A 13,704-nucleotide genomic window follows, 5' to 3' on the forward strand; every position below is an offset into this window, starting at 1 on the left:
GGCCCGGTATCGGGTTCTCCCGATTCTCCGGTGCGCCACCCCCGTGCCGTGCGGCGAGAACACGCGAGGAATCAAGATGGTCCCCATAGCCGAACGAGAGGAACGCATGCATACTGAAAGCATGCCCAACGTGCTGATCCGTGACCTCGATCCGACGATCCACTCGGTCCTCGCGGCACGCGCGGAAGCACGGGGGCAGTCGCTGCAGCAGTACCTGACATCTGAGCTGGCGCTCATCGCGTCCCGCCCCACCGTTCCTGAACTCTTGGCCGCTCTCGGGGAGAGACCTGCTGCACCGGCCATCTCGCCGGAGGCGATCGTCGCGGCGATCAGAGAGGGGCGAGACGACCGATGATCGTCGTCGACGCCTCCGTCGTGGTCGACGCGCTCTGCAACGTCGGTTCGAGCTCTTCACTTCACCGACGACTGGCCGATGAAGTGCTGCTCGCTCCCGATCTGCTTCCCGTCGAGGTGGCATCCGCGTTGCGCGGCTTGAACCGTGGAGGAGAGCTGACCGATGACGCGCTCGAGGCCGCCGCCGTCGACCTCTCGCGGCTGCAGGTCGAGCTGTACCCCACGCTGCCCCTCATCCCGCGCATTCTGGCGCTCCGCCAGAACGTGACGGCCTACGACGCGGCCTATGTCGCGCTCGCGAGCGTGTTCGGTTGCCCGTTGATCACGCATGACCGAAGGCTCGCGCGCGCGGCCTCCGGTCATTGCGTTGTCGAGGTGCCAGGGGACTCCGGTTGAAGGGTCAGCCCTTCACGGCGCCGGCGGCGAGGCCGGAGCGCCAGTACTTCTGCAGGGCGAAGAACAGCAGCACGAGCGGGATCACTCCGAGCAGCGCGCCCAGCATGACCGCGCCCTTGTCGGGGGCGAAGTAGCTCACCATGCCGTAGAGGCCGAGGGTCACGGGCTTCAGATCCTGACTCGAGATCATCATGAGCGGCAGCAGGAAGTTGTTCCACGTGGCCACGAAGATGAACAGGAAGATCGTCACCATCGCCGGACCCAGCAGGCGCATCACGATCGTGAAGAAGATGCGCGCCTCGCCAGCGCCGTCGATGCGGGCGGCCTCGAGCAGTTCGGTCGGCACCGATGATTGCGCGTAGACCATGCCGAGGAAGACGCCGAACGGCGATACCGCCGACGGGATGATGATCGCCCAGACGGTGTTGGTCAGTCCGAGGGCCTGGAACTCGATGTACAGCGGGACGGTTAGCAGCGCCACGGGGAGCAGCAGCCCCGCCATGATCACGCCCACGGCGATGCGCTTGCCGGGGAACGCGAACTTCGCGATCGCGTAGCCGGCCATCACGGCGAACAGGGTGCCGATGACGCCTGCGCTCACGGAGTACAGCATCGAGTTGCCCACCCAGCGCCAGAACAGTCCCTGCGTCCAGCTCATCAGGCTGTCGTAGTTCGTGTCGAGGTTCCAGCCGGCGAACCAGAAGCCGAAGGTCGAGGTGAGGTCGGTGTTGTTCTTCGTCGAGGCGACGATGAGCCAGTACACCGGCACCAGGAAGTACAGCGTGGCGATGACGAGCGCGATGATGCCGAACGCGCGCGCGAGCGGGGTGGGCGCGATCGAGGGCGGCGGAGCATCCACATCGCGCGGACGGCGAGGGCGTCGACGTGTGGATGCTTCGGTGGTGATGAGGCGCGTGGTGGTCATGCGTCGCCCTTCCGGCGCTGCAGCAGCGCGTACACGATCGCGAGCACACCCGCGATCAGAGCCATGAGCAGCGAGTAGGCCGATGCCGGACCGCTGCCGGACGGTGAGATCTCGCCCATCATCGTGTTGTAGGTGAGCATCATGGGGGTGAAGTCCTTGCCCATCCACGAGTTCGCGGCTTGCAGCACCACCGGCTCGTTGAACAGCTGGATGGTGCCGATGATCGACAGCAGCACCGCCAGGAGTGCGGCTCCCCGCACCAGCGGCACCTTGATGCGCATCGAGATCTGGAAGCCGGAGGCTCCGTCGAGGCGGGCTGCTTCATACAGATCGCGCGGAACGGCCTGCAGCGCCGACAGGAAGATGAGCATGTTGTAGCCCGTGTACGTCCAGGTCGTCATATTCGCCATCGAGAACAGGATCGTGCCCGGGGCCATGAAGTCGGTGCCTTCGGGGAGGAACGGCAGGAAGGGCGACACCTCCGGTGTGTACAGATAGAGCCACATCATCGCCGCGATGATGCCGGGAACCGCGTACGGGAGGAAGAAGGAGAGGCGGAACAGCGTCGGGCGACGCACGATGAACGAGTCCAGCAGCAGCGCGAGTCCGAGGGCGACGAGGATCATCACGGGGATCTGCAGGGCGGCGTAGAGGACCACGCGCCCCATGCCGGTCCAGAAGGCTCCGTTGGTCGCGGCGGTGACGAAGTTCTCGAGCCCGACGAACGTGTCGACGAGCTCGCCGCCGCCGTAGAGTCCATCCCCTGCCGGCACCTGCGCGAAGAACGACGAGCGGATCGAGACGATGATCGGCACCAGGAAGACCAGCACGAACAGCACGGCGAACGGCGTCATGAACAGCCATCCCGTGAGGCCTTCGCGTCGGGTCCCGAACCGGCGCCGGCGGGTGGGGCCCGCGGGTATGCGCGCTGTCGGCGCCGGTGCCGCACCTCGCGTTTCGGTCACTGTGACCATGGTGTCGCCTCTCGATGTCAAGACGACGGCGGAGTGCACGATTGCGCGTGCACTCCGCCGTCGATCATCCGATGATGCCTTCTCGTCGACTCACTCCGCGACCGGGAGGCCGAGGTCCTTCAGCGAGGACACCGCGGTGTCCTGAGCCGTGGTGAAGATGTCGGCGACCGATGCGGTGCCGGCGACGGCTGCCGCGGCGGTCTCGTTCATCTTCGACAGCGTCGAGAAGCCCGGTGCATACGGGAAGTCGGGGTTCAGATCTCCGGTCGCGGTGGCGAGCTCGGCGAGCACATCCTGGCCGCCGAACTGACGCAGCATCTTCTCGGGGGTCTCCACCTCACCCTTGGCGGCGACGACGAGGCCCTGCGACGCGAGGTCGTCGACCTGCGTGTTGAACCAGTCGTTGAACTCCATGGCCTCGGCGGGGTGCTCGCACCCCTTCATCACCGAGACGCCGGAGCCCCCGTCGGGGCCGCTCATGGCGCCTGCGCCGAAGTCGGGGAGCTGGGCGACGCGCCACTGCCCCTCGGCCGGCGTGCCGTCGAGCGAGTCGAGGAGGAACCCGGCTTCCCACGCGGCTCCGACGTGGCCGATGAGGCTGCCGTCGTTGAGCGCGGCGGTGAAGCCCTCGCCCCACCGCTCGGTCGCGAGGGTCTGCTTGCCGTCGAGGACGCCTTGCCAGAAGGCGGCGACGCGCTCGGAGCCTGCTCCCTCGGCGTCGACCTTCCACTCGTCGCCGGCGGTGGTGAACCAGGTGTCGCCCGCCGCGGCCGACTGGGCGGAGAGCCAGTTCTGCGCCTCGTCGGGCGTGAAGGCCGTGACGTACTTGCCGGCGGCTGCGGCCGTGGCGGAGTCAGCCGTCAGGTCGTCGAGCGTCTTCGGTGCGTCGAGGCCCAGCGCCTGGAACTCGGCTTCGTTGTAGAAGTAGACGAGGGGGCCGGTGTCCTGCGGGAGGCCCACGATGGCGTCGCCGACCTTCATGCCGCTGAAGGCTCCGGCGGAGTAGTTGTCCTCGTACTTCTTGGCCTCATCGGCGACGTCCTGCAGCAGTCCCTTCACGAACAGCTGCGGCACCTCCGAGTAGCCGGTCTGTGCGAGGCAGGGCCCGTTGCCGGCCTTCACGTCGGTCTCGAGCTTGAGGATCATGTCGCTCGACTTGCCGTCGAACTTCGTCGCCTTCACCTGGATGTCGGGGTGCTCGGCGTTCCAGCGGTCGACGATCTCGGACGCCGGCGTCATGCCCTCGCCGTCGGGGAGACGGTGCAGGTACTCGATCGTGATGGGTTCGCCGCTGGCGCCGCTGTCACCGGAATCGCCGGATGAGCAGGCGGCGAGGCCGAAGGCCGACACCGCGCCGACCGCGACGATCGCGGCAGTGCGGGTGAAGCGAGGGGTGATTGCCATGCTGTTCTCCTCTTTGAGGTCATGTTCCTGCGGATCGCCCTGGGCGGGGGAGTGACGCCGAGGCGCCGTCGATCACATGCACATCAAATCAGAAAATGTTTGCGCTCACAACCCCGGGATGATCACAACACAGCCGCACTCGTGCCGCTGAAAGGGAGCGCTGACATACCTCGTCGAGGCACTCGAGGATCACGCCAGGTGCGCGCGGACCTCGTCACCGACGTGGATCACTCCGCCGCCGGGGGTCGAGCCGTCATCCGACGGCGTCCAGCCGGGCAGCAGCAGGCGTCCGAGGGTCGGCTCCTGCTGCGCGAGCGCTCCCGTGAGAGTGGTGAGCACCTTCGCGTCGCGCACGCCGGTGTCGGGATTCGCATGGGTCGCGAGGCAGCGCACGATGGGGCCGGCGGTCTGGAAGCTGAGATCGCCGATGCGCACCTCGCCGGTCCACTCGAGCTCCTGCCACGCAGCGGCGTCGTCGATCACGATGTTCGAGCGGAAGCGCCGGTCGTCGATGCCCATCCCGAGTGCTTCTCCCAGTGCGCGGACGCTGCCTCGGCCATGCACCGAGACGTAGCCGCGCGCGCGGTCGTGGAAGCGAGGCGTCTGCCCGTCGCCGACGAGCACGAGCGGGAGCCGGCCTGGCCGACGAAGGCGGCGCCCCTCCGGGGTCGCGAGGACGAACTCGGAGAGAGCATCCGCGAGATCGCGCCGTCCCTGTGCGTCGAGGTCGGCCTCCACGAGAGTCGCGCCGGCGTGCTCGATGCGGATGCGCCGCGTCTCGTCGTCATAGCGGGTGTGCAGCGCGGCGAGACCGGGGAAGTCCTGCAGGGCGAGTCCCTTGGCCTTGGGCCAGTGATCGACGCCGTCGCGGTGCTCCGGCTCAGCGGCATCCGCGAATCGGAACGCCAGCACGCGGTCGCCGGCGACTCTGCCGTCGGGGTGCACGGTCAGGGAGTCGCGGTGCTCGGGAGTGAGCCCCTTGATCGGGTGGCGATAGAGGGAGACGACGCGTGCCATGAGGAGATCCTCTCAGCTGCCGAACCCCGCGCACGACGAATGAAGCACTGGTGCCGAGATTGTCTCCTCGGCACCAGGCCACGACGAAACACCCGCACCACGTGCGGGTGTGACGAACAGAGGGGCGGTCAGGCCTTCTCTAGTTCGTCCTCGTCTTCGTCGGCATAGTCATCGGCCCACTTGTCGACATATGCGTCTTCGTCGGTCGGGTGAGCCAACTCGCGCTCGAGAGCGGAGTAGTTCACCGACGGACTGTACGCCTTGAGTTCGCGGGCGATCTTGGTGTGTTTCGCCTTCTGACGGCCACGGCCCATGCGCGAGACCCCCTCACGAGTTAAGCGGCGGGTTTGAAGGCCCGCGGCATTTTTCACGACACCGGTCTAAAGCCGGTAAGAGTAGCATTCAGAATAGCACGCGGGTAAGACCCTCTGGCCGACGCCAGGCAGGTGAAGGGAACGATCTCCATGACCGACAACACCTCTACTCCCTCCGACGAGGCCGCACAGAACGCGGCGCTGCAGAAAGCCGTCATCGTCGGCATGCAGGTCGACCAGGATCGGCACGTGATCGACGAGGCTGTCCGCTACGCGCGATTGCTGAGCGCGCCGCTGGTCGTCGCGCACGTCGACGTCACGCGCTTCGTGACGTACGAGGACCCGGACGGCTACGTCCATTCGGCTCCGATCGACATCAACTTCGACGCCGGTGCCGCGGAGTTCGAGGCGGTCGAGGCCACGGCCGCCCGGCTTCTGGCGGGGACGGACATCACCTGGACGGCTCGGCAGCTGGTCGGTGACCCGGCCCTGGCCATCAAGCAGCTCGCCAACAAGCTCGACGCCCAACTGATCGTCGTCGGCACGCGCAAACGCGGCATCGGCGAGTCGATCAGGGAGTTCTTCACCGGATCGGTCGCCGCACGTCTTGCGCACCGACAGCATCGTTCGATCCTGGTCGTGCCGCTCGGCGAGTCGGTGCCGGACGAGCAGAAGGAGATCTGGCCCGAGCAGTAGCGGGCGGTTCCGAACACAGAAGAGGCCCCGCAGGCGTATCGCCTGCGGGGCCTCTTCTGTGTATGTCACCCCCTGTGGATGACGATGCCGTGACGTCGTGCCGACGGTGCGGGGTGCAAGACTGGCGCGGCGCCGAGCGACGGCTGCGTCATCGGAGAGGAAGGCTCTGTCCGGGGTGGGGTCTCTTCCGGCCGCGAAGATGCTGCGGCGCGGGTCGACCCGCTCACGACCGGGAAGCGCTCAGGGCGACCGTCACGCCGCGTGCCGCAGTGTCCAGTGCCGTCTCGAGCTCGGTCACGACCGACGGCGACAGCGTGCCGCCCTTGGCGATATGGGTGCGCAGGTCGGTGCGCACCCTGGCTCGGAAGGCGTTGATCACGGCGTCGGCACGGTGCATCTCCTCGCGGCTGACGAGACGGGAATCGTCGGTCGCCGTACGAGGCCGGTTCTTCGCCGCCGCGCGCTCGCCCTTCTCTGCCGCCGCCAGGTCGGCGCGCAGACTCTTCATCGCGTCTTGCACGCTCTGTCGCACCTCGCTCGCGATCAGGCGCACCGAGTCGGTGAGCCCGGCCTCGATGCCGGCGAGGTCGCCCTCGCGAGAGGCGAGCTCTGCCCTGCCGGCATCGGTGATGGAGTAGATCGTGGTGCGACCGTCGACGGTCTTGGTGACCAGGCCCTCCTCCTCGAGCTTCGCGAGTCGCGGGTAGATGGTGCCGGCGCTGGGCGTGTAGGTGCCGCCGGTGCGATCGGTGAGCGACTGGATGATGCCGTACCCGTGCTGCGGCGCCTCGGCGAGGAGCGAGAGCAGGTACAGGCGCAGGTCGCCGTGGGAGAAGACGGCGGGGCTCATGCTTCCCACTCCTCGTCTTCCGTGATCGATGCCGGGGTGCGACGGAGCACGGTGACCCCGCCCGAGACGGAGTTGGCGCGCAGGTCGACGAAGCGTCCGGCGAGCTCTCCGGTCGTGCCGGTGTAGTTGCTGGGGCCCGAGGTGCTGCGCTCGACGCCGTCGATCAGCAGGCGTCCGCTCAGGGAACGGATGACGTAGTTCGCGGCCAGTGACTCGTCGAGGCGCACGGTGGTGCCGCCGGAGACCGAGTTGACGTTGATGGTGTTCACGTCGCCCGCGGCATCGACCAGCGTGGAGCCGGACACGATGTCGACGGTCGCACGGCGCACGGTGCCTGTGACGGCCACGTCGCCTGAGACGCTGTTCGCGGTGATCGAGCCGGTGAGGCCGCGCACCTGCACGTCGCCGGAGACAGAGTTGACCGTGAGGTCGCCGATGAGGGTGTCGACGATGATGTCGCCGGACACGGTGTTGAGCCTGGCGTCGTTGCGGAGTCCGGAGACCAGCGCGCCGGCGCTGACGACGCCGAGGTTCAGGGCGATCGCGCGGGGGACCGCCACGCTCACCTCGGCGCGGGGGCCGCCGGAGCCGAAGTTGCGGAACACCTCGAGGAAGTTGTCCCAACCCAGCTGCGGGTGGTCGATCTCGACCTCGCCGTCGTGCGCCTCGACGCGCAGGTCTTTGGTGGTGACGCCGTGCACCTCGATGCGGATGCCCGGTTCGTCGTGGGCGATGATGTCGACCTGTCCGCCGACGAGGCCCACCTTGAGGCGGGTGACGGATTCGATGTCGATGACGCGTTCCTCGCCGGGGGCGATGAGCCACTTCTCGGTCATGTCTGCTTCTCCTGGGTTGAGGGTCACGATATATCGTGTGTTGCCACAATAACACGATATATCTCGATCCTGTCAAGGGTGTCTGGGAGATAGTGCTCCGCGGCGACGAACCCTGGTGCCCGACGTCACGAGCGGGAGAGGTACCACGCGGCAGACGAGGGCGCGAGTGAGAACGGCGAGGTGAGGCTCCCCGTGTACACCTGGGCGAGCTTGTCGACATTCAAGTGTCGATCGGCGGCAAGGAAGCGATAGGCGGGATGCGTCGCGATATCCGTCATGATTGCAGCGTCACTCCGTGGCCCTGGCGCCGGGACGCCGAGCAGATCGATCAACGCGGACACCGTGATGGGTTCGGCGTTCCCGGCGTGAAAGACCTCCGCTGGCCACCGCCGCGGGCTGACAGCGAGCTCGGCGAGTACGCGTCCCAGAAGCGTGACCTCGATCGCGGTGTGGCGCGCCGAACCCGCGTCTCCCAGCGAGCCGAATCTGGTCAGGAGATCGCGGATTCCGTCAGCAACCCAACGGTCTCCGTGGCCGAGCACCAGATGCGGTCGTACGACCGTTCCGCCTGCGTCGAGAACGATGAGTTCTGCTTCGCGACGTGATTGACTGCGGACCGTTCGCGGCGCGGGCTCTCGAGCGCCTTCGACCAGATCGTGAAATCGGTGATCGCCGTATACCGCAGCGGTGCTGACGTAGACCAGTGGCCCGTGGGCGTTCTCCTGCCATTCTCGAACGACGTTGCGCGTGCCGTCGATGTTGATCGATCTGCACAGGCTCGAGTCGCTCCCGATATAGGAGGCTGAGTGCACGACTGCCGTGGCGCCCGTCAAAGCCAGCCGGAGTTCGCGAGCGTCTCGAATGTCGACGGGGCGGCCCGCCGGTCCGATCTCACGCCGCGAGAGCGTCCGGACGGTGACGCCCTGTTCGGCCAGGGCGGCCTTGGTGTGACTGCCGATGAATCCGCTGCTCCCGATCAGTGCCACTTCTGCCGTCGACGGAAGCGAACCGGTGCCGCTCATCGGCGGGCACGGGCGGCACCGGCGGACGGTAGAGTACTGACGACCCCTGAACACCTGGAGACCTGATGCAGGAACGGGCGCGCACGACTCGACGGAGAATACTCGAAGGCGCCGCGGTGGCGATCCGTCGGTCGGGATACGCCAACGCTACGCTCGGGGAAATCACGGACGCCGCCGGAGTGACTGCGGGCGCGCTCTATTTTCATTTTCGCTCCAAGGAAGATGTCGCTCGAGCTCTGGTCGACGAACAGCACCGTATCGTGCGTGAGGCCGCCGCCGAGATCCTCTCGGTGGAGCGCCCGGCCATCACGCAGATGATGCTGCTCTGCGAGGACCTCGCGCGACGATTGACGGACGAAGAGATTGTGCGTGCCGGGGTTCGGCTCACCACGGACTCTTCCATCTTCAGCCGACCCGTCACGGATCCCTACCTCGACTGGCTCGAGCTCTTCACTGAGCTCGCGCGTGCAGCCGATGCGAACAAGGAGACGAACGGCGAGATTCCCCCAGAGGTCCTTTCCCGTTTCATCATTCCCAGTTTCACCGGGATTCAGCTGGTGTCCGAGACGCTCACGGGGCGGGCTGATCTCAGGGGACGCGTCGGCGAGATGTGGCATGTCCTGGTGAAGGCCGTGTCACACACCGACCGCAGAGTCGAGTTCATCGATGAGGCGGACCGGATCTTCGGAGATACTGGTTGAGGGACTCGCCTGCAGCTTCGCGGAGGCGCAGACAGCATGCCTTCCGTCCTGGACGATGATGAACTCGACATCCCGTGTGCCGGGACGAGGGCGAACGTCGAGGAGGGCTTCCGTGCCGAACTCGACGGTGCTTGAGTAGACGGCGTCGAACGTCTCGAATTCGGCGGTGGGGCAGCGTGTGAGCGCAGCGACCGACTGTCGGAATGCCTCTATCACGGCAACCCCCGGGACGTGGTCGAGTGGATGATCGAAGTAGAACGGGTGGTGCCCGTCGACATCGAGTGTGGTCTCGTCGTCTACTTGCCGGATGACCACGTCGATCTCGGAGTGTCTTCCTATCTGGCTCGCACGGATGTTGCTCGCCGGACGTCCGGACGACGGCTGCGCATCTGCGTGCGCACCCCGGAAGCGTCGATAGGTGGAGCTGTCGACGATGCGCGCATCGCCGTACCCTGACGCGAGGCTTCCCTGTTCATCGTTGAACTCGAAGCGGATCCGCGTGGACCGGAGCTGCCCATCCGCGGCGAACCTCGGCGACTCCGCCCATGCTCGCGCCTTCAGTCGGGTGCTCAGCCGCTGCGGGCTCGTCATCTCGAAGCCGAGCCCCAGCATGATGAACTGCTGGGTAGGCGCAACGCCATACCCGAGGTGACAGATCATGATAGTCGACTGTCGGATCATCTCAGCGAGAAACAGTGAATCGAAGCGGTCGCCCGCGAAGACTTGATCGGGGGGTCTTCTCAACGTGATCGCGAAGTCCGCACCGTTGTCGATGAACCCCGTGGGCAGCACGGAGTCAGATGACGATCGGTGCACCGTCGACCTGTCGATGGCGCCATCCTCGGTCGTGATCGTCGGTGCCACTATCTGCTCCTCGACATGACGGTGATGAACGGATCGGTCTTCAATGCCCGCCGTGAGGCGACGACGGAGACGACGAGGCAGAAGAGGGCCACGACCAGTGCCAGGACAGGCACCGCGAGCGCGCCGGTGAGAACCAATGGCGGAGCGACACCGGGCACGAGCGCGACGACGAGCAACGCGCCGATCGACACGCCCGCCAGCGCACCGCCGAACGCACCGGCGAGGCTGCCGGCCGCGACGTCGAGAGCGATGAGGTGCTTGACGTCGCGGGATGTCCACCCGTGGATCCGGAGGAGTGCGAACTCCGGGGCTCTGCGTTCCAGGGAACCGCGCACAGCACGAGAGAGCTGGAGCAGAAGGAGGACGGCGCTCCCGCATGCGGCGACCAGGAGGATCTGCGGGAAGATCGCAAAGATCCCCGGCAGAGTTCCGAGTCGGTCGCCCACCGGCACGGCGGTGAATCCCAGATCCCGGAGCTCGGCAGTGACCTGCGGTACCTCGTCGGACGATGCGGAGGTCACGGTGACCGCCGTCAATCCGACAGTCGCAAGATAATCGTCGGCAGGCAAGCCTCCCCGCGCCGCCAGGAGCTCGAGCACCAGATCTTCGGATGCGAGGGCGACTCCGGGACCATAGCCCTGCCAGGTCGATTCATAGGACGCGACGAAATGCACCTCGCGTTCGCTCAACTCGCCGGTGCTGTCGCCCGTCATCCGCGTGTACGCGACGGGAACCGCTTCGCCGACGAGAGCAGACAGGTCCGATCCGTCGGCTTTGTCCGGAACCACGATCCCGTCGCCGACGACCTCGCCTGCTGCAGCTTCAGGCAGGTCCGGTGGGAGATTGGCCGGGTTCAGCACATGAAGGGTGAGGGCCCACGTGCTGCCGTCGGCGGCGTAGATCCCCACTGACGCATTCGGAAGAACGTCCACGACTCCAGAGATCGCCGCCATCCGCTCTATGTCTTTCGATGTGATGCCGCCGATCTGGTCCTCCGCGCCTGCGGCCGGCGTCACGTCAACTTGTGTCAGTGCTGTGCTCGAGACCTCCTGCGCCCTCACGAATCCCGAGAGCACGGCCACTGGGGTCAAGATGGCGCTCAGGACGAGCGTCGCGAAAGCGACGGGGAGAACCAAGTCTCGGGCGGTCGAGAATCGCCGGCGCACGGAGAGGGCGAACCACTGGCTGGGGCGGGGAAAACTCACAGCTCTCCACCCTCGGATTCGAGCGTCACGACGGCGTCGACGAGCTTCATCACCTGAGGGTCGTGGGTGGCGATCAGAACCGCGCTTCCTCGGTCGGCGATGGTTCTCAGCGCAGCCATCACCCGCCGACCGTTCGCCTCATCCAGGCTTCCGGTGGGCTCATCTGCGAGGATCACGTCCGCGTCCTGGGCAATGGCCGCGGCGATGGCCGCTCGTTGGCGCTGGCCGAGAGACAGCGCGGAGGGAGCTGAGTCCGCCAGCTCGTGCATTCCGAGACCTTCGAGAACCGCGACGGCGCGCCGTTTCGAGGCGCGTCGAGGTGGGCCGAACGCCAGAGCCACGTTCTCCCACAGAGACAGGTCTTCGAAGAGTGAGCTGTTCTGCGTGATCAACGCACGCGATCCGGCGGCGGAGGTGTCGGTTCCGTTCCACGTGACGCGGCCCGAATCAGGCCGAAGCACGGAGGCCAGGCAGGCGAGGATCGTGGACTTCCCGGAGCCGGATGGTCCGACCAGCGCTGTGACTCTGCCGGCGTGCGCTTGCAGATTGACATGGGAGATGCCGCGCGCACTCCCGGGGTATCGGTAGCTCACATCTTCAGCTTGAAGCATCGATCACTCGGTCCAATTCTCAATTCGTGCACGGAGCAACTCCAGTGGCAGTGGGCGCGCCTTGGTGACATACCCGGTCCCCTCTGACTCATCGATCAACGCGATAAGGCCGTCGAGGCTCGCCGACACAGCGTCGCGCATCTCGCTGTCGCCGCTGCCATCGGTGCCTAGCGCGTGGAGGATCACGTAGCCGGCCGCCGACTGGAAATCCGTCGTCTGCATGGCAGCGGACGCGTCGTCGATATAGTCCTGCTTGGAGAAGGACAAAGTCTCCCAGCACTCCTTCTGAGACATGGCGAGCATCGCGAGCGACAACGGAGCGTCCTGGGCCCATTGGTCCACCGTCTCGGGCGTGCAGCCCGGAAGTTCGAGTTCGGCAACGGCAGCCGCTTCGAGGATCCGCGCCGTCGACAGGTCATCGCCGGGTGTCGGAATGCCCAGATCTTCGATGCTTGCCATCACGGTGCTGCGGACCTCTTCGATCACGCTCGCGGGGCATGCACTGGCCAGGGACTCGCACAGATACAGGATGTCGCTGGCCGAGCCCGCGTCGGACCATGCCAGGGGGTCGCCCTCCAAGGCCGTTGCGAGACCCTCCGCGATCCAATCCGGAGGCGTATCGATCCCCCGCGTCTTCAGGAGGGTAACCGCGTCGCGAGTCGCCGCGACGGTCCCCAGTCCTGTCGGCTCGTCGGCCGCCGTGCTGAACACCGCGTCGACGCGGCTCCAGTCGGACACGGCAGCGGCGTTGTGCTCGAGAATGCCGGACAGCACGGCGCGCGGCATATGAGCGGAAACGAAGTAGTACAGCACCGTCGGGTCGTTCAACTCCGTCGTCGTGCTCTCCGCGCATTGCATGATCGTGTCGGGAAGCGTCGCTGCTCGTGACGCGGCGGTGGCCCACGCCTGTCGCCACTGCGTGCATCCTTCCGACGCGATTTCTGACTGAAGCTGCTCTATGTCCTCGGGGGCCACCGTCGGCGAGGAGGACTCCGCGAGGAGCCCCTGATGCTGCAATGAAACGAACGGCAACGGAAAGCTCTCGACGGATTGCTGCAGTCTGTCACGGATGTCGTGTGGCACAGCGGCCGCGGCCACTCCGTCGCGACAGGCCATTGCGCTCAACACGTCGGCTGCCAACACGGCCGCGTCCTCGTCATCGATAGACGGTAGGTCCTTCGCAGAGAGCGCGTCGAGGGCGGCGGCGGCGTCAGGCGAGAGAGCGCTGCGGGCCTTCCGGGAATCTCCGGATGAGATCTCGCACAGTTGGGAGAAGATCGCCGGAGCATCCTCTGGCGAGCGGTCGGCGAGCCGCCTCAGTTCGACGTCATCCATCGGCTCGGGCTCAGCCCCAACGTACCGTTGGCTCATGGAGATGGCTGCGACCCCGGCGAGCGTCGCAGTTGCAGGTAGCTCGAGCGAAGCGTGCGCCAGGTCATTGACGCCTCTCAAGCGGTCGACGTACTCATATGTATCGGCCTGCGTGGCACTCCGCTCGTCCTCCGCAGATGTGCAGCCGGTCAAGCCGATCAGTG

General features: G+C 66.4%; 16 protein-coding genes. 4 read left to right on the top strand and 12 right to left on the bottom strand.

Going from position 1 to position 13,704, the window contains the following annotated elements:
- Positions 1-121 precede the first annotated feature (121 nt).
- Both ASD13_RS12040 and ASD13_RS12045 read left to right on the top strand, forming a co-directional pair.
- Entirely contained in the window at positions 122-355 is a 234-nt protein-coding gene (locus ASD13_RS12040; protein ID WP_055869413.1) for a FitA-like ribbon-helix-helix domain-containing protein, read from the top strand.
- A complete protein-coding gene (locus ASD13_RS12045; RefSeq protein WP_055869415.1) occupies positions 352-750 on the top strand; it encodes a type II toxin-antitoxin system VapC family toxin in 399 nt (132 codons plus the stop codon). The genes ASD13_RS12040 and ASD13_RS12045 overlap by 4 nt, the downstream gene beginning before the upstream one ends.
- A gap of 4 nt (positions 751-754) precedes the next feature.
- On the opposite strand, the gene ASD13_RS12050 is transcribed toward ASD13_RS12045, so the two are convergent.
- The 5 genes from ASD13_RS12050 to ASD13_RS12070 all read right to left on the bottom strand — a co-directional run bounded on the left by ASD13_RS12050 (position 755) and on the right by ASD13_RS12070 (position 5,384).
- Positions 755-1,675, bottom strand: a complete 921-nt coding sequence (locus ASD13_RS12050; protein ID WP_055869419.1) for a carbohydrate ABC transporter permease — start codon at positions 1,673-1,675, stop codon at positions 755-757.
- On the bottom strand, positions 1,672-2,649 hold the full coding sequence (locus ASD13_RS12055) for a carbohydrate ABC transporter permease (protein ID WP_127481699.1): 978 nt from the start codon (positions 2,647-2,649) through the stop codon (positions 1,672-1,674). Before ASD13_RS12055 ends, ASD13_RS12050 begins: the two co-directional genes overlap by 4 nt.
- 90 nt (positions 2,650-2,739) lie before the next feature.
- Entirely contained in the window at positions 2,740-4,053 is a 1,314-nt protein-coding gene (locus tag ASD13_RS12060) for an ABC transporter substrate-binding protein (RefSeq protein ID WP_055869421.1), read from the bottom strand.
- Positions 4,054-4,242: 189 nt separating this feature from the next.
- Positions 4,243-5,070 carry an MOSC domain-containing protein gene (locus tag ASD13_RS12065; protein ID WP_055869424.1) on the bottom strand — a complete coding sequence of 276 codons (828 nt, stop codon included), beginning with the start codon at positions 5,068-5,070 and terminating at the stop codon, positions 4,243-4,245.
- Between the two features lie 128 nt (positions 5,071-5,198).
- Positions 5,199-5,384 carry a DUF3073 domain-containing protein gene (locus ASD13_RS12070; protein WP_017204296.1) on the bottom strand — a complete coding sequence of 62 codons (186 nt, stop codon included), beginning with the start codon at positions 5,382-5,384 and terminating at the stop codon, positions 5,199-5,201.
- 150 nt (positions 5,385-5,534) lie between these two features.
- Here ASD13_RS12070 and ASD13_RS12075 point away from each other — a divergent pair, with 150 nt between their 5' ends.
- The gene (locus ASD13_RS12075) at positions 5,535-6,080 is read left to right on the top strand and encodes a universal stress protein (protein ID WP_055869427.1); all 546 of its coding nucleotides are present in this window, start codon (positions 5,535-5,537) and stop codon (positions 6,078-6,080) included.
- A gap of 223 nt (positions 6,081-6,303) precedes the next feature.
- On the opposite strand, the gene ASD13_RS12080 is transcribed toward ASD13_RS12075, so the two are convergent.
- From ASD13_RS12080 to ASD13_RS12090, 3 genes are all read right to left on the bottom strand, one after another.
- A complete protein-coding gene (locus tag ASD13_RS12080) occupies positions 6,304-6,930 on the bottom strand; it encodes a PadR family transcriptional regulator (RefSeq protein WP_055869430.1) in 627 nt (208 codons plus the stop codon).
- A complete protein-coding gene (locus tag ASD13_RS12085; RefSeq protein WP_017831342.1) occupies positions 6,927-7,766 on the bottom strand; it encodes a DUF4097 family beta strand repeat-containing protein in 840 nt (279 codons plus the stop codon). The genes ASD13_RS12080 and ASD13_RS12085 overlap by 4 nt, the downstream gene beginning before the upstream one ends.
- 125 nt (positions 7,767-7,891) lie before the next feature.
- Positions 7,892-8,788 (bottom strand): NAD-dependent epimerase/dehydratase family protein, encoded by an 897-nt coding sequence (locus ASD13_RS12090; protein WP_082531491.1) that lies wholly within the window; start codon positions 8,786-8,788, stop codon positions 7,892-7,894.
- A 65-nt stretch (positions 8,789-8,853) separates the two neighbouring features.
- Here ASD13_RS12090 and ASD13_RS12095 point away from each other — a divergent pair, with 65 nt between their 5' ends.
- On the top strand, positions 8,854-9,489 hold the full coding sequence (locus ASD13_RS12095; protein ID WP_082531492.1) for a ScbR family autoregulator-binding transcription factor: 636 nt from the start codon (positions 8,854-8,856) through the stop codon (positions 9,487-9,489).
- Here the strand turns inward: ASD13_RS12095 and ASD13_RS12100 are convergent.
- From ASD13_RS12100 to ASD13_RS12115, 4 genes are read right to left on the bottom strand one after another with little or no spacing between them, the layout of a single operon-like run.
- Positions 9,424-10,353, bottom strand: a complete 930-nt coding sequence (locus tag ASD13_RS12100; protein ID WP_055869437.1) for an AfsA-related hotdog domain-containing protein — start codon at positions 10,351-10,353, stop codon at positions 9,424-9,426. The genes ASD13_RS12095 and ASD13_RS12100 overlap by 66 nt on opposite strands.
- Entirely contained in the window at positions 10,353-11,558 is a 1,206-nt protein-coding gene (locus tag ASD13_RS17390) for an FtsX-like permease family protein (protein ID WP_151486820.1), read from the bottom strand. Before ASD13_RS17390 ends, ASD13_RS12100 begins: the two co-directional genes overlap by 1 nt.
- Positions 11,555-12,169 (bottom strand): ABC transporter ATP-binding protein, encoded by a 615-nt coding sequence (locus ASD13_RS12110; RefSeq protein WP_055869444.1) that lies wholly within the window; start codon positions 12,167-12,169, stop codon positions 11,555-11,557. Before ASD13_RS12110 ends, ASD13_RS17390 begins: the two co-directional genes overlap by 4 nt.
- Positions 12,170-12,172: 3 nt before the next feature.
- On the bottom strand, positions 12,173-13,693 hold the full coding sequence (locus tag ASD13_RS12115) for a hypothetical protein (RefSeq protein ID WP_157535631.1): 1,521 nt from the start codon (positions 13,691-13,693) through the stop codon (positions 12,173-12,175).
- Positions 13,694-13,704: the final 11 nt, after the last annotated feature.

Source organism: Microbacterium sp. Root1433D1, assembly GCF_001426835.1.
Lineage (GTDB): Bacteria > Actinomycetota > Actinomycetes > Actinomycetales > Microbacteriaceae > Microbacterium > Microbacterium maritypicum.

Coding starts and splice junctions, on each gene's coding strand:
- ASD13_RS12040 (WP_055869413.1), top strand. CDS start 122: ATGCCCAACGTGCTGATCCGTGACCTCGATCCGACGATCCACTCGGTC.
- ASD13_RS12045 (WP_055869415.1), top strand. CDS start 352: ATGATCGTCGTCGACGCCTCCGTCGTGGTCGACGCGCTCTGCAACGTC.
- ASD13_RS12050 (WP_055869419.1), bottom strand. CDS start 1,675: ATGACCACCACGCGCCTCATCACCACCGAAGCATCCACACGTCGACGC.
- ASD13_RS12055 (WP_127481699.1), bottom strand. CDS start 2,649: ATGGTCACAGTGACCGAAACGCGAGGTGCGGCACCGGCGCCGACAGCG.
- ASD13_RS12060 (WP_055869421.1), bottom strand. CDS start 4,053: ATGGCAATCACCCCTCGCTTCACCCGCACTGCCGCGATCGTCGCGGTC.
- ASD13_RS12065 (WP_055869424.1), bottom strand. CDS start 5,070: ATGGCACGCGTCGTCTCCCTCTATCGCCACCCGATCAAGGGGCTCACT.
- ASD13_RS12070 (WP_017204296.1), bottom strand. CDS start 5,384: ATGGGCCGTGGCCGTCAGAAGGCGAAACACACCAAGATCGCCCGCGAA.
- ASD13_RS12075 (WP_055869427.1), top strand. CDS start 5,535: ATGACCGACAACACCTCTACTCCCTCCGACGAGGCCGCACAGAACGCG.
- ASD13_RS12080 (WP_055869430.1), bottom strand. CDS start 6,930: ATGAGCCCCGCCGTCTTCTCCCACGGCGACCTGCGCCTGTACCTGCTC.
- ASD13_RS12085 (WP_017831342.1), bottom strand. CDS start 7,766: ATGACCGAGAAGTGGCTCATCGCCCCCGGCGAGGAACGCGTCATCGAC.
- ASD13_RS12090 (WP_082531491.1), bottom strand. CDS start 8,788: ATGAGCGGCACCGGTTCGCTTCCGTCGACGGCAGAAGTGGCACTGATC.
- ASD13_RS12095 (WP_082531492.1), top strand. CDS start 8,854: ATGCAGGAACGGGCGCGCACGACTCGACGGAGAATACTCGAAGGCGCC.
- ASD13_RS12110 (WP_055869444.1), bottom strand. CDS start 12,169: ATGCTTCAAGCTGAAGATGTGAGCTACCGATACCCCGGGAGTGCGCGC.